We start from the raw sequence: 20,200 nt of genomic DNA, 5'->3' as shown, positions 1-20,200 counted from the left end.
CAACAATCACAGCGCGCTTCCGCCGTTCACCGCATTAGGGTGAGCGGCGGAGGTGTCCGTGGGGCGTTTGGCACGCGCCGGGTTGTACGCCGGGGCATTGATCGGGCCGTTCGGCGGCGCCATCACCACGTCGATCCTGCCCGAGATCGGCAGCAGTTTCGGCAGAACAGCAGGCGAAGCGGCCTCGACGCTGACGTTCTACCTCGTGCCGTTCGCGGTGCTGATGCTCGCGTCCGGCACGCTCGCGCAACGCTGGGGTCCACAACGGACCGTCCGGATCGCGTACATCGCCTACGCCGTCATGTCCGCGCTGGCGGCGTCCGCCTGGACCTTCGAGGTGCTGCTCGCTTCCCGCGCACTCCAAGGCGCGGCGAACTCGTTCACCACGCCGGTGCTGCTGGCCGTGATCGCCGCGTCGACGCCGAAGGAGAAGCTCGGCCGCGCGCTGGGACTCTTCGGGTCGATGCAGGCGGCCGGGCAGACGTCCGCCCCGCTGGTCGGCGGGCTCACGGCCGAGATCGACTGGCGGCTGGCGTTCGTGGTGATCTCGGTGGTGGCGGTCGGGCTGGCGGTGCTGGGCGTGCCGGAGACGGACTCCGAACCGGAGCGCAACGCGAGTCTGCGCAGTGCTTTCGTGCCGAGCACCATCAGGCCGGCCGTGATCGCGTTCGTCGGCTGGGCGTGTCTGGGCGGGTTGTCGTTCCTCGTGGCGTTCCGGCTCGACGACGTGTTCGGGCTCGGCGCCGGTGAACGTGGGCTGTTGCTCACCGGGTTCGGCATCGTCGGGTTCCTGACCGCGCGGTACATCGGCAAGGCCATCGACCGGTTCGGTGCCATGACCACGGTCGTCGTCGGCGCGACGCTGGGCGGTGGCCTCATCGCGGCGGTGGGCACGACGCCGTTCGCCGCGATGGTGGTCCTCGCGTGGGCGTTGACCGGGGCGGCGGCGCAGGCTGTGTTGGTCAGCATCAACGCGTTGGTGTTGCAGAGCGACAACGCCAACAGGGGCGGCAGCGTCAGTGTTGTGCAGTCACTGCGCTTCATGGGTGCCGCCGTCGCCCCGTTGGCGTTCGTCCCGCTCTACCAGGCCCATCCGCTGGCGGGTTTCCTCGTGCCCGCCGCGCTGCTGGTCACCGTCCCGGCGATCATCACGTGGTCAGGTCGCGGCGCTGGAACCCGGCGAACCCCGCAGCCAGAAACACCGCCGCCACCACGGTGAGCCACGCCAGCGGCCCGAAGGTGATGTCCGGGTACTTCGGGACGTGTGTGAACGGCGAGACGTCGAGCATCCACTGGTCGAGCTGCAGGGCCGGGCCGAGCAGCGTGATCACCAGCGACACCGACACCACCGCCCAGCTCACGCCCGTGAGCTGCGGGAACAGCCCGAACAGCAGCAGCGCCACGCCCGCGATCACCCACGCGGCCGGGAGCTGGGCCAGTGCCGCGCCGAGCATCCGCGGCAGTACCCCGCCGAGGTCGTCGGTCTGCAGGCCGTAGACCAGGCCCAGACCGAGACCCGACGCCAGGAGCACGACCGCACCGCCCACCAGGGCGAACACCGCGTGCGAGGCCACCCAGCCCCAGCGCGAGACCGGGGTCGCGAGCAGCGGTTCGGCGCGGAACGAGGTCTCCTCCGAGCGCAGCCGCAGCACCGCCTGGACCAGGTAGATCGAGGAGATCAGGCCCAGCAGCTGGGTGACGGTGGCGAAGAACGCGTCCACCATCGCGTCGGCGCCGCCGATCTTGCTGACGATCTGCCCGAGCGTCGGGTTGTCCTGCACCATCTGGCCGACCGCCTGCGCGACGCTGCCGTAGATCACGCCCACCGCGAACAGCGCGATCGACCAGCCGATCAGCGACCCCTTCTGCAGTCGCCACGCGAGCCCGAACGGGCTGCCGATCGTGCCGTGCGGCGGGCCGAGCCGCGCGGCCAGCAGGCCGAGCCCCACGTCGCGGCGGGTCACGATGTACGCGGAGACGCCCACCAGCAGGGCGAACGCCGCCAGCGGGAGCAGCAGCACCCAGAACCTGTTGTCGGCGAACGACCGCACGTGCTCGGTCCAGCCGATCGGCGAGAACCAGGTCAGCCACTGCGGGCCCGACTCCCCCGCCGCGTCACCCGCCGCGCGGAGCAGGTAGGTCACGCCGAGGAACCCGCCCGCGATCGCGTTGGACACGCGCGAGTTCTCCGAGAGCTGCGCGGTGAACGCGCTGACGCCGGTGAACACCAGCCCGACCGAGGCCGTGGACAGGCCGAACGCGAACGCGCCGGTCACGTCCAGACCCTTGCCGATCAGCACCAACGCCTGCAGCACGCCGATCAGCAGGCTGGTGCCGCCTGCCACGATGACCGCGGCGGCCAACGGCGCGTGCCGGCTGACGACCGTTGCACTGATGAGCTCGGTACGGCCGGCTTCTTCTTCGGCACGCGTGTGCCGGGTGACGACCAACATGGCCATGATCGCGATGAACAGGCCCGCGAAGACGCCCCAGCGCCAGACGACCAGGCCGCCCAGCGACGACCAGTCGTGCAGCGGGCCGAGCATCGCGAGGAACGCCGAGTTCGCGTTCGCGGTCGCTCCGAGCAACGCGCGGGACGCTTCCGTTCCGTACAGCTCTTCGAGCGCGGTCGTCGTCGACAACGTCGTGAAGACCAGGAACGCGACCCAGACGGGCAGCAGGATCCGGTCGCGGCGCAATGCCAGCCGCACGAGATGCCAGGTGCCGGTCATTTCGCGTCCTCGTAGTGCCGCAGGAACAGCTCCTCCAGCGTCGGAGGCTGCGAGGTCAGGGTGCGCACGCCCGAGGACACCAGCTGCTTGAGCACCGGGTCGAGCTTGTCCGAGTCGACCTCGAACTTGACGCGGTTGCCCTCGGCCACCAGGTCGTGCACGCCCGCCATCGAGGTGAGGCCGTTGGGCGGGCCCGCGAGCTCGGCGGAGATCGACGTGCGGGTCAGGTGGCGCAGTTCCGACAGCGTGCCGGTCTCGACGATGTGCCCGTTGCGGATGATCGAGACCCGGTCGCACAGGGCCTCGACCTCGGCGAGGATGTGGCTCGACAGCAGCACGGTGCGGCCGCGCTCGCGTTCGTCGTTGATGCAGTCCTGGAAGACGGCCTCCATCAGCGGATCGAGGCCCGAGGTCGGCTCGTCGAGGATCAGCAGCTCGACGTCCGAGGACAGGGCCGCGACCAGCGCGACCTTCTGCCGGTTGCCCTTGGAGTAGGTGCGGCCCTTCTTGCGCGGGTCCAGTTCGAAGCGCTCCAGGAGCTCCGCGCGGCGAGCCTTGTTCAGGCCGCCGCGGAGCCGTCCGAGCAGGTCGATGACCTCGCCACCGGTCAGGTTGGGCCAGAGGTTGACGTCGCCGGGGACGTAGGCGAGGCGGCGGTGCAGGGCCGCGGTGTCCTTCCACGGGTCGCCGCCGAGCAGCCGCGCGGTGCCGGAGTCGGCACGCAGCAGGCCGAGGAGGATCCGGATCGTCGTCGACTTGCCGGACCCGTTCGGGCCGAGGAAGCCGTGCACCTCACCGGTCCGGACGTCCAGGTTCAGGTCGTCCAGTGCACGCGTCGGACCGAAGGTCTTGACCAGGCCCGACACGGATATCGCAGATGTCATGCCCAGTAAGCTACACTTCTTTCACAACTTCGTGAAGGACGTAAATTTTGCTCGATCGGCTGACGAAAGGGGATGATGCCGCCGTGACGAGAGCTACAGAGCGTGACACGCAGGCGGTGAGCCAGTTCGTCGAACGCTTCGGCGGAATTCTGGCGGACACCGGCGTGCCCCGCATGCCGGCTCGCATCCTCGCGGCGCTGCTGACAACGGACTCAGGCCGGCTCACCGCAGCCGAGATCGCCGAACTGCTGCAGATCAGCCCGGCGGCGGTGTCGGGCGCGGTGCGCTACCTGACCACGGTCCAGATCGTCAGCCGCGAGCGGGAGCCCGGATCACGCCGCGACGTCTACCGGATGCGCGACAACGTCTGGTACGAGGCGACGTTCCGCAAGGACCAGATGCTCGCCATGGTCGACGAGGTGCTCGGCGAGGGTGTCGACGCGCTCGGCTCGGCCACCGAGGCGGGGACGAGACTGGACGAGACGCGAGAGTTCTTCCGGTTCTGCCACTCCGAGCTCGGGGACATGCTGGACCGGTGGCGCACGCACCGCGAGAAGTGGCTGGAAGAGCGCGAGGCCTGACTCCGCTCAGCCGAGCGGCACCACGACGAGGAGTACCCCCAGCGCCCACGTCGTCGTGCGCCACCGTGATGTTCACGGCCGGCGGAACGACATACGGAAAGGGAGGCTGAAGAATTCACCTGGGGGTGTTGGGGGATGCCGCGAAACGAGCGCCCGCTGGACGCGGGTGACAACGCACTGCTCCGGTTCGCACGGGACCTGCGTCTGCTGCGCGACAAGGCGGGCAAACCGACGTACCGGGCGCTGAGCGAACGCGCGCACTACTCGGAGGCCGCGCTGTCGCAGGCCGCGGGCGGGCGCAAGCTGCCGACGCTGGCGGTGACGCTGGCCTACGTCCGGGCGTGTGGCGAGTCCGAGGACGGCTGGGAGGAGCGCTGGCGCCGGCTGGTGGCCGAGCTGCGGGAACAGGAAGAACCGGACGACTCGGTGCAGGCGCCCTACGCCGGGCTGGCCGCCTTGAAGGAGGGCGACGCTGACCGGTTCCACGGCCGCGAGCGGCTGGTCGGCGAGCTGCTGGAACGGCTGGCGCGCAACCGCGTCGTCGTGGTCTTCGGCGCTTCGGGCTCTGGCAAGTCGTCGCTGCTGCGCGCCGGGCTGGTGCCCCGGCTGGACGGACCGGCGGTCGTCTTCACGCCCGGCGCCCATCCGGTCGAGGAGTGCGCGCTCCAGTTGACCAGGGTGATCGGCGGGCCCGCCGTCGTGCTGGAGGACGACCCGCGCGCACTGCACCGGCTCGTCCGGCAGGCGGCGCCGGACGGGCGTGACCTGGTGCTGGTGGTGGACCAGTTCGAGGAGCTGTTCACGCTGTGCCAGGACGAGGACGAGCGCCGCCGGTTCGTCGACGCGCTGCTCGCCGCCGCGACCACCGAGAAGAGCGGCTGCCGGGTCGTGCTCGGCGTGCGGGCCGACTTCTACGCCCACTGCACGGCGTTCGCCGGGCTGGTCGACGCGATGCGCGACGGTCACCTCACCGTGGGCCCGATGAGCGTCGACGAGCTGCGCCGCGCGATCGTGCAGCCGGCCGTCCGTTCGGGGTACGTCGTGGAGACGGCGCTGGTCGCCGAACTCGTGGCGCACGCCTGCGGTCGCGTCGGCGTACTGCCGATGCTGTCCCACGCGCTGCTGGAGACCTGGCGGCGGCGCCGCGGCACCACCCTGACGTCGACGGGTTTCCACAGCACCGGCGGCGTGGAAGGTGCACTCGCCCAGACCGCCGAGACGGTGTTCGACGGGTTGTCCGCGGACCAACGCGTCGTGGCGCGGGACCTGCTGCTGCGGCTGGTCGCACCCGGCGACGGCACCGAGGACACCAAACGACGCGCGTACCGAGCCGAGCTCGGCGAGGACCAGGACACCGCCCTGGTCCTCGACCGGCTGGTCGAGGCACGACTGGTCACGGTGGACCGCGACCGGGTGGAGCTGTCGCACGAGGCGCTGATCCGGTCGTGGCCCCGGCTGCGGAACTGGATCGAGGAGGGCCGTGAGGAACTGCGCCTGCACCTCGAACTCACCGCGGCGAGCACGGCGTGGGAGTCGCTGCACCGCGATCCCGGCGCGCTGTACCGGGGTGTGCGGCTCGCCCGCGCCCGGCAGTGGTCGGACAGCGGTCGCGCCGCGCTCACCGCGGCCGAACGGGAGTACCTGGACCTCAGCATCGCCGCCGAGACGGCCGAACAGCAGCTGGCCCGGCGGCGGACGGTCCGGTTGCGCCAGGCGGTCGGGCTGCTGACCGCGCTGGTGGTGCTCGCCGCCGGCACGACCGTGTACGCCGTGCAGACGGGGCGCGAGGCCACGCGTGAGCGCAACGCGGCGCTGTCGCGCGTGGTCGCGGCCAAGGCCGCGGGACTGCGCCGCAGCGATCCGAGCCTGGCCGCGCAGCTCAGCCTCGCCGCCTACCGGCTGGCACCCACCGACGAGGCCCGCGACGGCCTGCTGGCCTCACTACCGCTGCCCCACCAGGTGACGAGACATTCGGGCAACGTCAACACCGTCGCGTTCTCGCCCACCGGCAAACAGGTGCTGACCAGCAGCTACGACCGTTCGGCACGGGTGACCGACAGCAGCGGCCGGATGGAGGGCACCCGTGTGCTGACCGGGCACACCGCGACGGTCAACGCGGCGGCGTTCCGCCCGGACGGCGCTGTGGTCGCGACCGCGAGCTGGGACCACACCGCCGCGTTGTGGGACATCAGCGGACGCGAGGCGGTTCGGCTGTCGGTGTTGTCCGGGCACACGGCCGAGGTGAACGCCGTGACGTTCAGCCAGGACGGCAAGATCGCCGTGACCGCCAGCAGCGATCACACGGCGAAGGTGTGGGACGTCGGCAATCCGCGTGAGCCGCGCCTGCTCGCCACGATGACCGGTCACCACCACCTCGTCGTCGCGGCGGCGTTCCGCCCGGACGGCCGGGTCCTCGCCACCGCCGGGTTCGACCGGCGCATCGCGTTGTGGGACCTGGACCACCCCGACGCGCCACCGCACTTCCTCGTGGGGCACAGCGCCGCCGTCACGTGGGTCGCGTTCAGTCCGGACGGCACCCGGCTCGCGAGCACCAGCCAGGACCGCACCGCGCGGATGTGGGACGCGGCGAGCGGATCGCAGCTGGGCACGATGGCGGGGCACGAGGGCATCGTGCGGTCGGCAGCCTTCAGCCCGGACGGCAGCCTGCTGGCCACGGCGGGCGAGGACCGGACCGCGAGGATGTGGGACGCGCGGAAGTTCCAGCAGATCGCGGTCCTCGAAGGACATGCGGAGGGGGTCGTGTCGGTCGCTTTCGCCCCGGACGGACGAGCGCTGGCCACGGCGAGTGACGACGACACCGCGCTGTTGTGGCCGCTGCCGGACCCGCGGCCGGACCAGGTGGACGTGACCCGCGCGGCCGCCTGGGTGTGCGACGCGATCACGCAGCCGATCAGCGAGTCCGTGTGGACGTCGTACTTCCCAGGAGTGGACTACCAGCCACCCTGCTCGTGAACGAACCCGTGGCCCGTGAGCGACCAACGGCCGCTCACGGGCACGGTGTCACGTCAGCCCGTGATGAGCGTCAGGCCGTACGCCGAGAGGATCTCGTTGACCGGCTGGAAGTAGGTCGTGCCGCCGCTGGTGCAGTTGCCGGAGCCACCCGAGGTGACGCCCTGCGCCTGCGTTCCGCTGACCCACGAGCCACCCGAGTCACCGGGCTCCGCGCACACGTTCGTGCGCGTCAGACCGCTGACCGAGCCCTCCTGGTAGTTCACCGTCTGGCTCTTGGCCTGGACCTCGCCGCAGTGCCAGCCCGTGGTCGAGCCGGAACGGCAGATCGAGGCACCGACCGCGGACTCGGTGTGCCCGGAGACGACGACGTCGGCGCCGCCGTAGTGGTTCACCTTGGCCGTGGCCGTCCAAGCCGAGTTGGCGCGGACGAACGAGTAGTCGTTGCCGGGGAAGGACGACTTCTCGAACTGACCCAGCGCCGACCGGTCCACGCCCGCCACCGTGTCGCCCGGCGATCCGCAGTGACCGGCGGAGACGAACCCGCCCTGCACCGCGAAGCCGACCGAGCACCGTCCGGCGTTGTTGATGTAGTAGGCGTCGCCACCGCGGATGTCCTTGAACAACTGCGGTGCCTCGTCGGTCTCGACGACCTTCGCGACCGTGCCAGCCTTCTCCACCAGCGGCTTGGCCGCCTCGGCCTGACCGCGCTTGACGGTGATCGTCACCGCGTTCGCCTTGGTGTCCACGAACCAGCCGGTGACCGCGGCGGGCGCCTGGGAGGCGTCCAGCCTGGCCTTGGCCGAGTCGAGGTCACTGGCCTTGTGAGCGACCGTGCGGGGCTCGGCGCCGAGCCTGCGCAGCCGGTCGGTCTTGCCCGCGTCGGTCACGCCCACGACGAGCTTGCCGGTGGCCGCGTCGAACCACGCACCACCGAAGTCGTCGCCGGCGAAACCCTCCACGACGCGCTGCAGGACCGCGGCCGCGCTCTCCTGGCGAAGCCGCTCCGTCGCCTGCTGGGCGTCCAGCCCGAGGTCGCGCTGCATCGCGGCGAGCAGGTCAGCTGACGGTTCCGGCGCGGCGACGGCGGCAGGGGATGCCGTGGTCGCGAGGGCACCCGCCAGCACGGCGACAGCCGCGACAGCCATGCGCTTCATAGGCACTTCTCCTCAATATTCGGTTCTGCAGGGCCGGTGTAACGCCGGACCGGGCAACCGCGATGAGGAGATCAGCTGTGCTGCAACACAGCCCGCACGACACCGGATGATTGGCGTCCCCAGGCGGTTGAACTGCCCGATCAGTTCGTTCCTCCGTCTGGGTGACGCTATGTTGCGCTGCCTACCGGACGGTAGGGCCGATCGAGGGGTGGACCTCTCGGCGTTCGTGTTGGTATAGGGAAACCAAATGCGTTCTCTCGGCCTATTTCCGTGACTGTGCGCAACCATTCGTCTTGACACGAAATGTCAAATCTGTCAACAGTTCGCACTCGACGGCGTATCCCTCTGACCTGCGGTTTAGGGCTAGCGTGCAGACACCCTGTTCCCTGCACGAGGGAGAACCCTGCCATGCGAAGAGTCTTGGGTACGGGACTCGCCGCCGCTGCTGCCGTATGTCTGGCCGCCGCCGTGGTGCCCGCTGCTTCAGCTCAAGAAAACGTGGGGACGATTCTCGGCGCCGACCGCGCCGATGTCGTGAAGGACAGCTACATCGTCTCGCTGAAGGCCGACACGGCGTCGAGGGCCGCCGCGCCGAGCCTGGCGGGCAAGTACGGCGGCCAGGTCGGTCAGGTCTGGCAGCACGCGCTCAACGGCTTCTCGGTGAAGATGACGGCCAAGCAGGCCGCCCGCCTCGCCGCGGACCCGAAGGTCGCGTACGTCCAGCAGGACGCCGAGGTGCACCTGCTCGACGTCCAGCAGAACCCGCCGTCGTGGGGTCTGGACCGCGTTGACCAGCGGGACCTGCCGCTGAGCAACAGCTACCAGTACGACACCACGGCGTCCAACGTGACGGCCTACATCATCGACACCGGTGTGCGCACCACGCACTCCACGTTCGGTGGCCGTGCGACGTGGGGCACGAACACCTCCGGTGACGGCAACAACAGCGACTGCAACGGCCACGGCACGCACGTCGCCGGCACCATCGCGGGCGCGGAGTACGGCCTCGCGAAGGCCGCCAAGGTCGTCGCCGTCAAGGTGCTGAACTGCCAGGGCTCCGGCACCACCGCCGGTGTCGTCGGCGGCATCGACTGGGTGACGGCGAACGCGGTCAAGCCCGCGGTCGCCAACATGTCGCTCGGCGGCGGCGCGGACGCCACCCTGGACGCGGCCGTGCGCCGTTCCATCACCGCCGGCGTGACCTACGCGATCGCGTCCGGCAACTCGAACACCGACGCCTGCAGCACCTCGCCCGCACGTGTCACCGAGGCGATCACCGTCAACGCGTCGACCAACACCGACGCGCGTGCCTCGTTCTCGAACTACGGCTCCTGCACAGACATCTACGCACCGGGTCAGAACATCGTGTCGTCGTGGAACACCAACGACACCGCGACGAACAACATCTCCGGTACGTCGATGGCCACCCCGCACGTCGCGGGCGCGGCAGCGCTGTGGCTCGCCACGCACCCCAACGACAACCCCGCGGCCGTGTGGGCCGGCCTGAACGCGGCCTCCACGCCCAACAAGATCACCAACGTCGGCGCCAACACGCCGAACAAGCTGCTCTACACGCTGTGGGGCGGCGGCCAGCCCGGCACCCCGTCGGTGACGAACCCCGGCAACCAGACCTCCACGGTCGGCACGGCGGTCTCGCTGCAGCTCTCGGCGTCCGGCGGCACCCCGCCGTACACCTGGTCCGTCTCCGGTCTCCCGGCCGGTCTGTCGGCGTCCGCCTCCGGCGCGATCTCCGGCACGCCGACCACGGCGGGCACCTCCACGGTGACCGCCACGGTGACCGACTCGGCGGGCAAGACCGGTTCCGCGACCTTCACGTGGACGGTCAACGCGGTGGGTGGCGGCTGTGACGCCAAGACCAACTCCACCCCGGTGACCATCGGCGACCTGTCGACGGTGACCAGCACGATCGTCATCTCCGGCTGCGCGGGCAACGCGTCGGCCACGTCGTCGATCAAGGTCTCGATCACGCACACCTACAAGGGCGACCTCGTGGTGGACCTGGTCGCGCCCGACGGCTCGGTCTACAACCTGCACAACCGGTCCGGCGGCTCGGCCGACAACATCAACGAGACCTACACCAAGGACCTCTCCGGCGAGGCTGCCAACGGCACCTGGACGCTGCGCGTGCGTGACGCGGCGTTCCTGGACAGCGGCACGTTGAACAACTGGACGCTCGACGTCTGAGCTCCTTGAGCATCACCCCGCTGAACGAAACCGCCCCCGGTGCTTCCGCCTCGGGGGCGGTTTCCCGTTCAGGCCGCGAACCACTCGCGCCGGTGCTCGAACCACTCCTCCAGGTCGTCCTCGTCAAGACTCTGGCCCTGCAACAGTTCCAGGACCTCGTCGCGGTCCGGGTGGTCGCTCGCGCGCACGTGTTCGATGGTGGCTTTCACCCCCGCCGCCAACAGGTGCTCGACGTCGTAAGCACATCCGGCGTCGAAGTTGGCGCGCTTGATCGCGAAGTGCCGCCACACGTCCTCGACCTGCCGGTGCTCGGCCAGCAGGAACCCGGCCAGCGCCGCCTGCTCCCCCAGGCCGTGCGACGGCCCGTTCGCACAGCACAACGCCTCCTGCTCGACCAGGAACCGCAGCAGTGGCAGGTCTTCCCGCGTGCGGTCGTCGCGCAACACCTCGCCGCGCGCCGCCTCGTTCGCGTCCTCACCGTCCGTTGCGCGTTCGTACCGCAACCCTTGCCAGGCCGTCATCAGTCCATTGTGGCCGTGTCGCATACTCTGCCGGTGAGTCCTGGGGAGAGATGGCGGGTCGTCCTGCACGACGACGACCACAACCTGATTCCGGTGGTGCACTACCTGCTGCGCAAGCTCTGCGGCCACGGCTGGGAAACCGCGCGCGACCTGACCATGAAGGTCCACGAGACCGGTGGCACCGTCGTCGGTGTTCACGACCGCGAGACCGCGGAAGCCGTCACGGTCGAACTGCTCCGGCACGGGCTGTCGGCGAGCTTCGGGAGAGCCGGATGAAGCACCAGTCCTTCAGCGCCCATCCGGTCGACGGCGGCGTGCGGGTGGACATGACCAAGGGGCTCGCCTGGAGCTGGGGGCGGGCACTGCGCCTGCTGTCGAAGAGCTACGTGCGTGGCAACCCGTTCTACGCGCTGCGCGATCCCCGCTGGGTGCTGACCCAGCCTTCCCTGCTTCGCCACCTCTATCCAGATGTGGCGGAGTCGCGGCAGGAGTCGGAGGCGTTCCGGCGACGGCACCGGGACGTGCTGGCGGACCGCGAACTCATCGACCGGGTGCGAGCCCGCTGGACCGGCCCCAGGCCCATCGTGCTGACGCACGCCGAGGTCGACGAGTGGATCGCGGTGCTGGGACAGCTCCGGCTGTTCTTCGAGCTGCTGGCGTTCGGGCGCAAAGCGATGCCGTGGGCGAGCGCGTTCCAGCAGCTTCTGGTGATGGCCGTCGCGCCGGACACGTTCCCCGACCCGCGCAGTCAGCCGGTGGCCTAAGTGGGCTGGCGGCACAAGCGTCTCGTGGCCACCTGGCAAGCTGACCGCGCCGATGCGGAGACCACCGCGGCCGCACTGCTCCGGCGCGGCTTCAGGGTGACCGTCGAGGCCGCGGCATGACGGAGGCGTACGACTACTTCGACGCGGTGGCCGCGGGCGACGGCGTGCTGGAGCCCATGCCGTTCCTCGTACGGTTCGACGAGCTCGACGACTGGCACACGACCATGGGCCTGGTGCGCGCGCTGCAGAACGCACAGCGCGCGCCAGACGACACGATCATCCAGTGGCTCCTGGATCCCAGGCCAACACCGGCTGGCCCGTCGCTTAACGCTCCACACCCAGAGGTGGTCGCAATGAATTTGCCTTTACCCCGCCTTGGTGAAGATCAACAAGAAAATCCCGCAGTTTTTTCGTTGTGTTTGCGCGCGACGTTTTCGAGCGGACTCTCCTCCACCCAGGTGTATGCGGGCGGCCGGTACAGCGCGAGACGGTCCAGCAACCGGTCGATGTCGTCGTCGACGAGCAGCATCTCGCGATAGGGAACTTTCAGAAATCCTTCAGACACCATGTGGTCGACCAGCGCGATCAGGTGGTCGTAGTACCCGTCGACGTTGAGCAGGCCGATCGGCTTGGCGTGCAGCTCGAGCTGCGCCCACGTCCAGATCTCGCACAGTTCCTCCATGGTGCCCGCGCCACCCGGCAACGCGACGAACGCGTCCGACAGGTCCGCCATCAGCGCCTTCCGCTCGTGCATCGAGCCCACGACGTGCAGCTCGGTGAGCCCGTCGTGCGCGATCTCCCACTCGACCATGTGCTCCGGGATCACCCCGATCACCGAACCCCCCACGCTCAGCGCGCCGTCGGCCACGGCACCCATCGTGCCGATGCGGCCGCCGCCGTAGACGATCCCGGCCCCGCGCACAGCGAGGGTCCGACCGACCTCGGCGGCGACCTCCATGTGCCGAACCCGCCCCGCCGAGGAACCACAGAAGACAGCAACTCTCATGCCGTCACCTTATAGCGCGGCAACATTCGCATGTTTGGGATCAAAAATCCGAAACATTTACCTCCAATTTAACTTCGAGTTTCACCTGAGAAATTTCGAAGAATGATCTGACTGCGCTCCCGAGACCACGTTCGCGAGGTAGTAGTGAGAACATCGATCTCTTCGAGGAGTGACTCATGAATTGCGTGCATCTGATCGCCGGCCCCACCTGCTCGGGGAAATCCGACGTCGCGATGAACGTCGCCGCCGAACACGACGCACCGGTGGTCGTCGCCGATCGGATCCAGTGCTACGTCGACCTGTCCGTCACCAGCGCCCGGCAGGAGGGCGACCGCCGCCACCACCTCGGCGACCGGACCGTGCCGGATGGCGACTACCCCACCTACGAGGCCGCGCACGCGCTGCTGCGGAAGGTCGAGGCGCTGAGCGAGGAGCACGAGCACGTGGTGGTGGAAGGCGGGTCCATCTCACTGCTGAGCAGGTTCGCCGCCTGCCGGGGCCGTTTTCCGTTCCACCTCGTCGCGACGGTGCTGCCGCTCACCGACGAACGGGCACATCTGGACCGGCTGCGCACGCGGGCCGAGCGAATGATCACCGAGGGCATGCTCGACGAGATCGCGAAGGCCTGGCAGCACCGCGAGCAGCGCCCGTTCGTCGCTTCGGTCAACGGACCGGAAGCCGTGCTGCGGTGGTGCACCGAGACCGGCACCGATCCCGAGGACCTGCCGGGGATCGACACCACCGCGACCGCCGAGCTGGTCGAGCGGATCGCGGTGGTGCACCACGAGCACAGCCTGGAACAGCACGAGGTGTTCACCCGGCTGTTCGGCTGGAACCATCCCTGATGGTCAGAGCTCCACGCCCAGCAGCGCGTCCACCGCCGTGCGGATCTGCGACGGGCCGTGCTTCTCGGAACCGCCGTGCGCCAACGCCTCGTCGGCCCACGCGTCGATCGCGGCGAGAGCCTTCGCGGTGTCGAGGTCGTTGCCCAGGTGGTCACGCAGCCGGGTCACGGTGTCCACAGCGGACGGACCGGTGTCCAGGCCGGCCGCACGACGCCACTTGTCCAGCCGCACCAGAGCCTCGTCGAGCAACGACTGGGTCCAGGCGCGGTCGGTGCGGTAGTGGCCGGACAGCAGGGCGAGCCGGATGGCGTTCGGGTCGACCTTCTCGGCGCGCAGCTTCGAGACGAAGACCAGGTTGCCGCGCGACTTCGACATCTTCTCGCCGTCGAGGCCGATCATGCCCGCGTGCACGTAGTGGCGGGCGAACGGGTGCTCGCCGGTCTGGGCCTCGGCGTGCGCGGCGGAGTACTCGTGGTGCGGGTAGATCAGGTCGGAGCCGCCGCCCTGGACGTCGAAGCCCATGCCGAGACGGTTGTGGGCGATGGCGCTGCACTCGACGTGCCAGCCGGGGCGGCCCTCACCCAGTTCGGACTGCCACGACGGCTCGCCGGGACGCTTCAGGCGCCACAGCAGGGCGTCGAGCGGGTGCTTCTTGCCAGGACGTTCGGGGTCGCCGCCGCGTTCGGCCAGCAGCTTCACCATGGTGTCGGCGTCGAGGTTCGACTCGTAGCCGAAGCGGCCGGTGGCGTTGTGCGCGAAGTAGATGTCCGGGTACTCCGGGTCGTCCACGCGGTACGCCACGCCGTCGTTCACGAGCTTGACGATCACCTCGACGATCTCCGGGATCGCCTCGACGATGCCCACGTAGTCCTGCGGCGGCAGGACGCGCAGGGCCTCCATGTCCTCGCGGAACAGGGCGGTCTCGCGCATGGCGAGCACGACCCAGTCGTCCTGGTCGCGCAGTGCCCGCTCGAGCAGCGGGTCGTCGACGTCGGTGACGTTCTGGACGTAGTGCACGTTGTGGCCGTTGTCGAGCCACACGCGGTGCACGAGGTCGAACGCCAGATAGGTGGCGGCGTGGCCGAGGTGAGTCGCGTCGTACGGCGTGATCCCGCAGACGTACAACCTGGCGGTGTCTCCTGGAGCCGTGGGGCGCACCTCGCCCGTAGCCGTGTCGAACAGCCGCAGCGGGCGGGGGTCCCCCGGAACCCGCGGCACAGGAATCGATGACCAGGTCTGCATGCTTCCGACACTAACGCGTGCCGCCGGGTGGAGTGCACATTCCGGGTGTTGGGACGACCACCCCGAACGGATCAGGACAGAAAGATCGGACATTCGTTGACGACGTTGTCGCCGCGCCCCTAGCTTCCGAAGGCATGCTTCGTGTCGTCGTAGCCACGGTGGTAGCGCTCTCACTGTCCTCGGCAACCGCGTCGGCGGAGCCGGTGGATGCCTTGGCGTATCTGGAGAATCCCAGAATGACCGGGGAGAACCAGGAGCCCCCGCACCCGGATCTGAAACCCGAACGACGGCTGAGCCTCAACGGTGAGTGGCGCATCCGGATGTTCGACCGGCCGGAGGACGTCCGCGACACCCCGGACGGGTGGCGGACGGTCAGGGTGCCGCACACGTGGCAGACCGACTTCCTCGACCACCCGATGTTCCGCAACATCCCCACCGAGATGCACCCGGACAACCCGCCGGCTGTCCCGCACGACGTCAACCCCACCGGCGTCTACGAGAAGATCTTCGACCTGCCGGCGAACTGGGACCGCACGCTGGTCAGGTTCGAGGGCGTGACCAGCGGATACTTCGTCTGGGTCAACGGCGCGTACGTCGGCTACGACCAGGGCGGCTACACGCCGGCCGAGTTCGACATCACCAGCAAGCTCAAGGCCGGCCGCAACACGCTGAAGGTCCAGGTCCACCGCTGGGGCTCCGGCTCCCACCTGGAGGACTACGACCAGTGGCGGTTCTCCGGCATCTTCCGCGAGGTCTGGCTCTACTCGACGCCGAAGACCTATCTGAGCGACGTCACGATCAAGACCGACCTGGACGCCGAGTACCGCGACGCCACCATCGGCGCGGACGTCAAGATCGGCGGCCCGCAGGAGGGTCACACGGTCCGGACCAGGCTTTTCGATCCACAGGGCCGTGAGGTCGCGATCCGGGACGGCAAGGTCTCGAACCCGCTGAAGTGGACCGACGAGACCCCGAACCTCTACGAGCTCCGGATCGAGCTGCTGAAAGACGGCCGCGTGATCCAGACCGGCAGGCAGCCCGTCGGGTTCCGCGAGATCGAGATCATCGACCGGCAGCTGAAGATCAACGGCAAACGCGTCCTGTTCCGCGGCACCAACCGAGCCGAGACGTCAACGCACGGTAGCCGCTACGTCACCCGCACTGACCAGGAAAAAGACGTCCAGCTGATGAAGCGGTTCAACATCAACGCGGTGCGCACCTCGCACTACCCGAGCGACCCGTACTTCTACGAGCTGGCCGACCGCAACGGGCTGATGATCGCCGACGAGGTCGACATCGAGACCCACCACCACGACGGCTGCCCGGACAACTGCCTGGCGGAACGGCCGGAATGGCAGGACGCGTTCCAGAACCGGTTCGTCGCCATGATGCAGCGCGACAAGAACCACCCCAGCGTGATCATGTGGGACACCGGCAACGAGGCAGGTCTCGGCAAGGCGCACCACACGATGGCCGAGTACGCCAGGAAGAACGACAGCCGCCCGCTCTACCACCAGCCGAACTCGCCGGACGGTGACGCGCCGTTCGCGGACGTCTGGGGCCCGCGCTACCCGTCGCCGGCGAGCCTCGAAGCCAAGGCGAGGACGACCACCAAGCCGATCATCATGGGCGAGTACGCGCACGCGATGGGCAACAGCCTCGGCAACTTCAAGGAGTTCTGGGACGTCGTGCGCGCCTATCCGCAGGTTCAGGGCGGGTTCATCTGGGACTGGGCCGAGCAGAACATCGCGCTCCCCCTCCACACCACCCCGGACGACGCCAATGGCATCATGAGCTGGCTGTCCGGCAAACCGTCCCAGGTGGACGGACCGCACGGCAAAGCGTTGCAGCTCAGCGGACTCGACGACTTCGTGGAGGTCTACCGCGACCGCAGGCTCGACGAGGTGAGCACCGGCCTCACGCTCGACGCCCAGGTCAGGCCCGCCACGTGGACCGGCGACTTCACCGTCATCTCCAAGGGCGACCACCAGTACGCGCTGAAGATGGCCGACCGGACCACCCTGCAGTTCTTCATCCACAGCGGCACCTGGCGCACGGTCGAGGCCCAGGTCCCGGCCGACTTCTACGACAACTGGCACCGCGTCACCGGCACGTTCGACGGCACCAGGCTCCGGTTGCTGATCGACGGTCGCGAGGTGGGATCCACCAGCTACACCGGCACGATCGACTGGTCGCACTGGCCGGTCAACATCGGCCGCAACGCCGAGACCATGCAGGAGAACGTCCAGACCCGGATGGCGCACGGGGCGATCGACCAGGTCCGCGTCTACCACCGCGCCCTGACCGACGCCGAACTGGCGCAGGACCCCAAGAAGACCGCTGTGCTGGCGCTCGACTTCGAGCAGCTGGAGGACAAGGGCCGCCACCAGTCCTACGGCGCGGGCACCGGTGGCGTGGACGGCGTGGTGTGGGCGGATCGCCGGCCGCAGCCGGAGACCACCGAGCTGATGGCGGTCCACTCCCCCATCCGGTTCTCCTTCGCGGACAACAAACTGACGATCGTCAGCGAACGCCGGTTCACCGGCACCGACGACCTCGAACTGCGCTGGCAGATCCAGGACAACGGGCGCACGATCGCCCAGCACCGCGGGAAACTCCAGCCGGGCACGCTCACGTTCCCCGGCCACCCAGCGACCACCGAGCGCTGGCTGACCGTCCGCGCCACCGACCGGCAGGGCAACGACGTCGGCATCGGCCAGTTCCCGCTGGGCGGCACGCAGATCGCCGGCCTGCACACCGAGAGCTTCCCGGGCAGACTGACGACCACGCAGAACGACAACGAGATCGTGGTGTCCGGCAAGGACTTCCGGTACGTGGTCAGCAAGAAGTCGGGCACCCTCACGTCCATGCGCGTGCGCGGCACCGAACTGCTCAGGACCGGGCCGGAGCTGGACGCGTGGCGGGCACCGCTGTCCAACGAGTTCATGAGCGAGGACAACTCCTGGTACCGCAACGGCCTCGACCGCCTCACGACCACGCCGTCGAGCGTCACGGTCACGCAGAACGCCACGGACACGGTCATCACCGCCAAGTCCACCGCGCAGGCCGTGCGGAACGCGTCGTTCGGTCAGACCTTCACCTACCGGATCACCGGTGACGGCGAGATCAACGTCGGCCACCGGGTCGCGGCGCGGGACCGGATGCGCGATCTCAGCTACCTGCCGAACATCGGCTTCACGCTGAAAGTGCCTGAGACATACCAGAAGTTCACCTGGTACGGCCGCGGTCCCGGCGAGAACTACGACGACCGCAAGGCGGGCGATCCGGTCGGCGTCTACCAGTCCACTGTGGATCGTGAGTTCAACGACTACTACAAGCCGCAGGACTACGGCAACCACGCGGACACGCGCTGGGCGACGCTGTCCAACGGCCGTGCGGGCCTGCTCGTCGCGGGCGATCTGGACGTCCGTGTGTCGCAGTACGACGACCTGGATCGGGCGCCGTACCCGTTCGCGCTCAAGAAGAACGACGGCTGGAACACCCTGCACGCGTCGCATCGTGTGTCGGGTGTCAGCGAGACGTTCCACGAGCCGTTGCCGCAGTATCAGGTGGAGGCGGGCAACGAGTACGCGTACTCCGTGCTGCTGCGCCCGCTCACGCCCGTGGAGGCCGCAACGGGCAAACTCGGCCGTCATGTCGATTGCGCTCCCACGGCGCAGTTCAACGCCGCCGACACCGCCCTGGAACCGGGCGAGCAGGTCGAGGCCGAGCTCGTGGTCACCAAGCCGTGCCCCGGCATCACGACGGCCCGGCTGAGCGCGCCCGAGAACTGGTCGGTCTCCCCCTCGACCATCGACCTCAGCACCGGCTCCGCGAAGGTGACCGTCAGGCGCGAAGGAGGCGCGACGGGCGTCCGGCCGGTCTTCGCCGAGATCTCCACGGGCAAGGCGACCACGACCCTGACCGCGGACTTCACCGCCACGCCGCCCGCGCCGGCCGGGGACGCGGTGGTGTCGGGGCTGGAGTTCCTCGGCGAGAGCAACGGCTGGGGCCCGATCGAACGCGACCGGAGCAACGGCGAGCAGTCCGGCGGTGACGGCAACCCGATCAGCATCCGGGGCGCGAGGTTCGACCGGGGCCTCGGCGCGCACGCCGACTCAGAGTTCCAGGTCCACACGGGCGGGAAGTGCTCGAACCTGGCCGCCACGATCGGTGTCGACGACGAGACCGGTGGTAGCGGCAGCGTCCGGTTCGAAGTGCTGAAAGACAACCGGTCGGTCTACCTGAGCCCGGTGCTGACCGGACAGAGCGCAGCCGTGCCGATCAGCGTGGACACGTCCGGAGCAACGGTGCTGACGTTCCGGGTGACGGACGGAGGTGACGGCAACGCGCACGATCACGCCGACTGGGCGGGTGCGGTGCTGAGCTGCCGATAATTGTCGGACCCCAGGCGTACCGTTGGGATCAAGGGTATTCGCCGGTGAAGGGCGGGTCTCATGATCGTAGAAATCCTCGGCGGACTGGTCGCGCTCGGAGGCCTGAGCCTCGCCATGAGCGCCAGAGTGATCAAACAGTTCGAACAGGGACTGGTGTTCCGGTTCGGCAAGCTCCTGCAGGGCGTGCGCGGGCCGGGGCTGACGATGCTGATCCCAGGGGTCGACCAACTCCGGAAGGTCAACCTGCAGATCGTCACCCTGCCCGTGCCGGCGCAGGACGGCATCACGCGCGACAACGTCACCGTGCGCGTCGACGCCGTCGTGTACTTCAAGGTTCAGGACCCGGCGAAGGCCGTCATCAACGTCGAGGACTACCGGTTCGCGATGCTGCAGGTGGCGCAGACGTCGTTGCGGTCGATCATCGGCAAGAGCGAGCTCGACGACCTGCTGTCCAACCGCGAGCACCTCAACCAGGGGCTGGAGCTGATGATCGACACCCCCGCGCTGGCGTGGGGCATCGACATCGACCGGGTCGAGATCAAGGACGTGGCGCTGCCGGAGAGCATGAAGCGCTCGATGTCGCGGCAGGCGGAGGCCGAACGCGAACGCCGTGCCCGCATCATCACGGCGGACGGCGAGCTGCAGGCGTCCAAGAAGCTCTCCGAGGCGGCCGGGACGATGGAGGAAACTCCGGGCGCGCTCCAGCTGCGGCTGCTGCAGACCATCGTGGAGGTGGCGGCGGAGAAGAACTCGACGCTGGTGCTGCCGTTCCCGGTGGAGCTGCTGAGGTTCCTGGAGAAGAACACCAACGTGGAATTACCCCGAAGTGATTCACCGGAGCGTGATTCGACGGATTCATCCATGTGAGTTAACCCCGGTAACGCCCTTCTGCGCCG

At 68.9% G+C, this 20,200-nt stretch carries 15 protein-coding genes; 9 read left to right on the top strand and 6 right to left on the bottom strand.

The genetic code is table 11. From position 1 onward, the window contains the following. Positions 1–58: 58 nt before the first annotated feature. A complete protein-coding gene (locus B0F77_RS34400; protein WP_245849014.1) occupies positions 59–1,219 on the top strand; it encodes an MFS transporter in 1,161 nt (386 codons plus the stop codon). On the opposite strand, the gene B0F77_RS34395 is transcribed toward B0F77_RS34400, so the two are convergent. Then, a complete protein-coding gene (locus tag B0F77_RS34395) occupies positions 1,149–2,732 on the bottom strand; it encodes an ABC transporter permease (RefSeq protein WP_086667201.1) in 1,584 nt (527 codons plus the stop codon). The genes B0F77_RS34400 and B0F77_RS34395 overlap by 71 nt on opposite strands. Next, positions 2,729–3,616: an ABC transporter ATP-binding protein gene (locus tag B0F77_RS34390; protein ID WP_086667200.1), complete on the bottom strand. Its 888-nt coding sequence runs from the start codon at positions 3,614–3,616 to the stop codon at positions 2,729–2,731. The genes B0F77_RS34395 and B0F77_RS34390 overlap by 4 nt, the downstream gene beginning before the upstream one ends. Positions 3,617–3,699: 83 nt before the next feature. Here B0F77_RS34390 and B0F77_RS34385 point away from each other — a divergent pair, with 83 nt between their 5' ends. Together B0F77_RS34385 and B0F77_RS34380 are read left to right on the top strand one after the other, a co-directional pair. Continuing rightward, a complete protein-coding gene (locus B0F77_RS34385) occupies positions 3,700–4,197 on the top strand; it encodes a GbsR/MarR family transcriptional regulator (protein WP_245849012.1) in 498 nt (165 codons plus the stop codon). A 135-nt stretch (positions 4,198–4,332) separates the two neighbouring features. Continuing rightward, positions 4,333–7,170, top strand: coding sequence for an nSTAND1 domain-containing NTPase (locus tag B0F77_RS34380; RefSeq protein WP_086667199.1), 2,838 nt, complete (start codon positions 4,333–4,335; stop codon positions 7,168–7,170). 53 nt (positions 7,171–7,223) lie between these two features. Here the strand turns inward: B0F77_RS34380 and B0F77_RS34375 are convergent, their stop codons facing one another. Beyond that, positions 7,224–8,324: a S1 family peptidase gene (locus B0F77_RS34375; protein ID WP_086667198.1), complete on the bottom strand. Its 1,101-nt coding sequence runs from the start codon at positions 8,322–8,324 to the stop codon at positions 7,224–7,226. A 408-nt stretch (positions 8,325–8,732) separates the two neighbouring features. Here B0F77_RS34375 and B0F77_RS34370 point away from each other — a divergent pair, with 408 nt between their 5' ends. Then, positions 8,733–10,529, top strand: a complete 1,797-nt coding sequence (locus B0F77_RS34370; protein WP_086667197.1) for a S8 family peptidase — start codon at positions 8,733–8,735, stop codon at positions 10,527–10,529. Positions 10,530–10,597: 68 nt separating this feature from the next. On the opposite strand, the gene B0F77_RS48185 is transcribed toward B0F77_RS34370, so the two are convergent. Continuing rightward, a complete protein-coding gene (locus B0F77_RS48185) occupies positions 10,598–11,050 on the bottom strand; it encodes a hypothetical protein (protein WP_158102897.1) in 453 nt (150 codons plus the stop codon). A gap of 33 nt (positions 11,051–11,083) precedes the next feature. Between B0F77_RS48185 and B0F77_RS48180 the strand changes: the two genes are divergently transcribed. Further along, the gene (locus B0F77_RS48180; protein WP_158102896.1) at positions 11,084–11,326 is read left to right on the top strand and encodes an ATP-dependent Clp protease adaptor ClpS; all 243 of its coding nucleotides are present in this window, start codon (positions 11,084–11,086) and stop codon (positions 11,324–11,326) included. Continuing rightward, positions 11,323–11,814 (top strand): DUF2017 family protein, encoded by a 492-nt coding sequence (locus B0F77_RS34360; RefSeq protein ID WP_086667195.1) that lies wholly within the window; start codon positions 11,323–11,325, stop codon positions 11,812–11,814. The genes B0F77_RS48180 and B0F77_RS34360 overlap by 4 nt, the downstream gene beginning before the upstream one ends. A 385-nt stretch (positions 11,815–12,199) precedes the next feature. On the opposite strand, the gene B0F77_RS34355 is transcribed toward B0F77_RS34360, so the two are convergent. Continuing rightward, complete coding sequence (locus tag B0F77_RS34355; protein ID WP_086667194.1) at positions 12,200–12,820, bottom strand: LOG family protein; 621 nt, start codon at positions 12,818–12,820, stop codon at positions 12,200–12,202. A 176-nt stretch (positions 12,821–12,996) separates the two neighbouring features. Here B0F77_RS34355 and B0F77_RS34350 point away from each other — a divergent pair, with 176 nt between their 5' ends. Next, positions 12,997–13,665 carry an isopentenyl transferase family protein gene (locus B0F77_RS34350; protein ID WP_086667193.1) on the top strand — a complete coding sequence of 223 codons (669 nt, stop codon included), beginning with the start codon at positions 12,997–12,999 and terminating at the stop codon, positions 13,663–13,665. Positions 13,666–13,668: 3 nt separating this feature from the next. On the opposite strand, the gene mshC is transcribed toward B0F77_RS34350, so the two are convergent. Then, complete coding sequence (gene mshC / locus B0F77_RS34345; protein WP_086667192.1) at positions 13,669–14,907, bottom strand: cysteine--1-D-myo-inosityl 2-amino-2-deoxy-alpha-D-glucopyranoside ligase; 1,239 nt, start codon at positions 14,905–14,907, stop codon at positions 13,669–13,671. A 236-nt stretch (positions 14,908–15,143) separates the two neighbouring features. Between mshC and B0F77_RS34340 the strand changes: the two genes are divergently transcribed. Both B0F77_RS34340 and B0F77_RS34335 read left to right on the top strand, forming a co-directional pair. Continuing rightward, entirely contained in the window at positions 15,144–19,304 is a 4,161-nt protein-coding gene (locus B0F77_RS34340) for a glycoside hydrolase family 2 TIM barrel-domain containing protein (protein ID WP_245849010.1), read from the top strand. A gap of 60 nt (positions 19,305–19,364) precedes the next feature. Further along, a complete protein-coding gene (locus B0F77_RS34335) occupies positions 19,365–20,171 on the top strand; it encodes a slipin family protein (protein WP_086667190.1) in 807 nt (268 codons plus the stop codon). The last annotated feature ends 29 nt before the right edge of the window (positions 20,172–20,200 follow it).

The organism is Lentzea kentuckyensis (assembly GCF_002150765.1).
GTDB lineage: Bacteria > Actinomycetota > Actinomycetes > Mycobacteriales > Pseudonocardiaceae > Lentzea > Lentzea kentuckyensis.
This window is presented reverse-complemented; position numbering and strand designations above follow the sequence as displayed.

Bases quoted from the DNA above. Each gene is read 5' to 3' on its own strand.
- B0F77_RS34370 (WP_086667197.1), top strand. From the start codon at position 8,733: ATGCGAAGAGTCTTGGGTACGGGACTCGCCGCCGCTGCTGCCGTATGT.
- B0F77_RS34375 (WP_086667198.1), bottom strand. From the start codon at position 8,324: ATGAAGCGCATGGCTGTCGCGGCTGTCGCCGTGCTGGCGGGTGCCCTC.
- B0F77_RS34335 (WP_086667190.1), top strand. From the start codon at position 19,365: ATGATCGTAGAAATCCTCGGCGGACTGGTCGCGCTCGGAGGCCTGAGC.
- B0F77_RS34350 (WP_086667193.1), top strand. From the start codon at position 12,997: ATGAATTGCGTGCATCTGATCGCCGGCCCCACCTGCTCGGGGAAATCC.
- B0F77_RS34390 (WP_086667200.1), bottom strand. From the start codon at position 3,616: ATGACATCTGCGATATCCGTGTCGGGCCTGGTCAAGACCTTCGGTCCG.
- B0F77_RS34395 (WP_086667201.1), bottom strand. From the start codon at position 2,732: ATGACCGGCACCTGGCATCTCGTGCGGCTGGCATTGCGCCGCGACCGG.
- B0F77_RS34355 (WP_086667194.1), bottom strand. From the start codon at position 12,820: ATGAGAGTTGCTGTCTTCTGTGGTTCCTCGGCGGGGCGGGTTCGGCAC.
- B0F77_RS34340 (WP_245849010.1), top strand. From the start codon at position 15,144: ATGACCGGGGAGAACCAGGAGCCCCCGCACCCGGATCTGAAACCCGAA.
- B0F77_RS34360 (WP_086667195.1), top strand. From the start codon at position 11,323: ATGAAGCACCAGTCCTTCAGCGCCCATCCGGTCGACGGCGGCGTGCGG.
- B0F77_RS48185 (WP_158102897.1), bottom strand. From the start codon at position 11,050: ATGACGGCCTGGCAAGGGTTGCGGTACGAACGCGCAACGGACGGTGAG.
- mshC (WP_086667192.1), bottom strand. From the start codon at position 14,907: ATGCAGACCTGGTCATCGATTCCTGTGCCGCGGGTTCCGGGGGACCCC.
- B0F77_RS34380 (WP_086667199.1), top strand. From the start codon at position 4,333: ATGCCGCGAAACGAGCGCCCGCTGGACGCGGGTGACAACGCACTGCTC.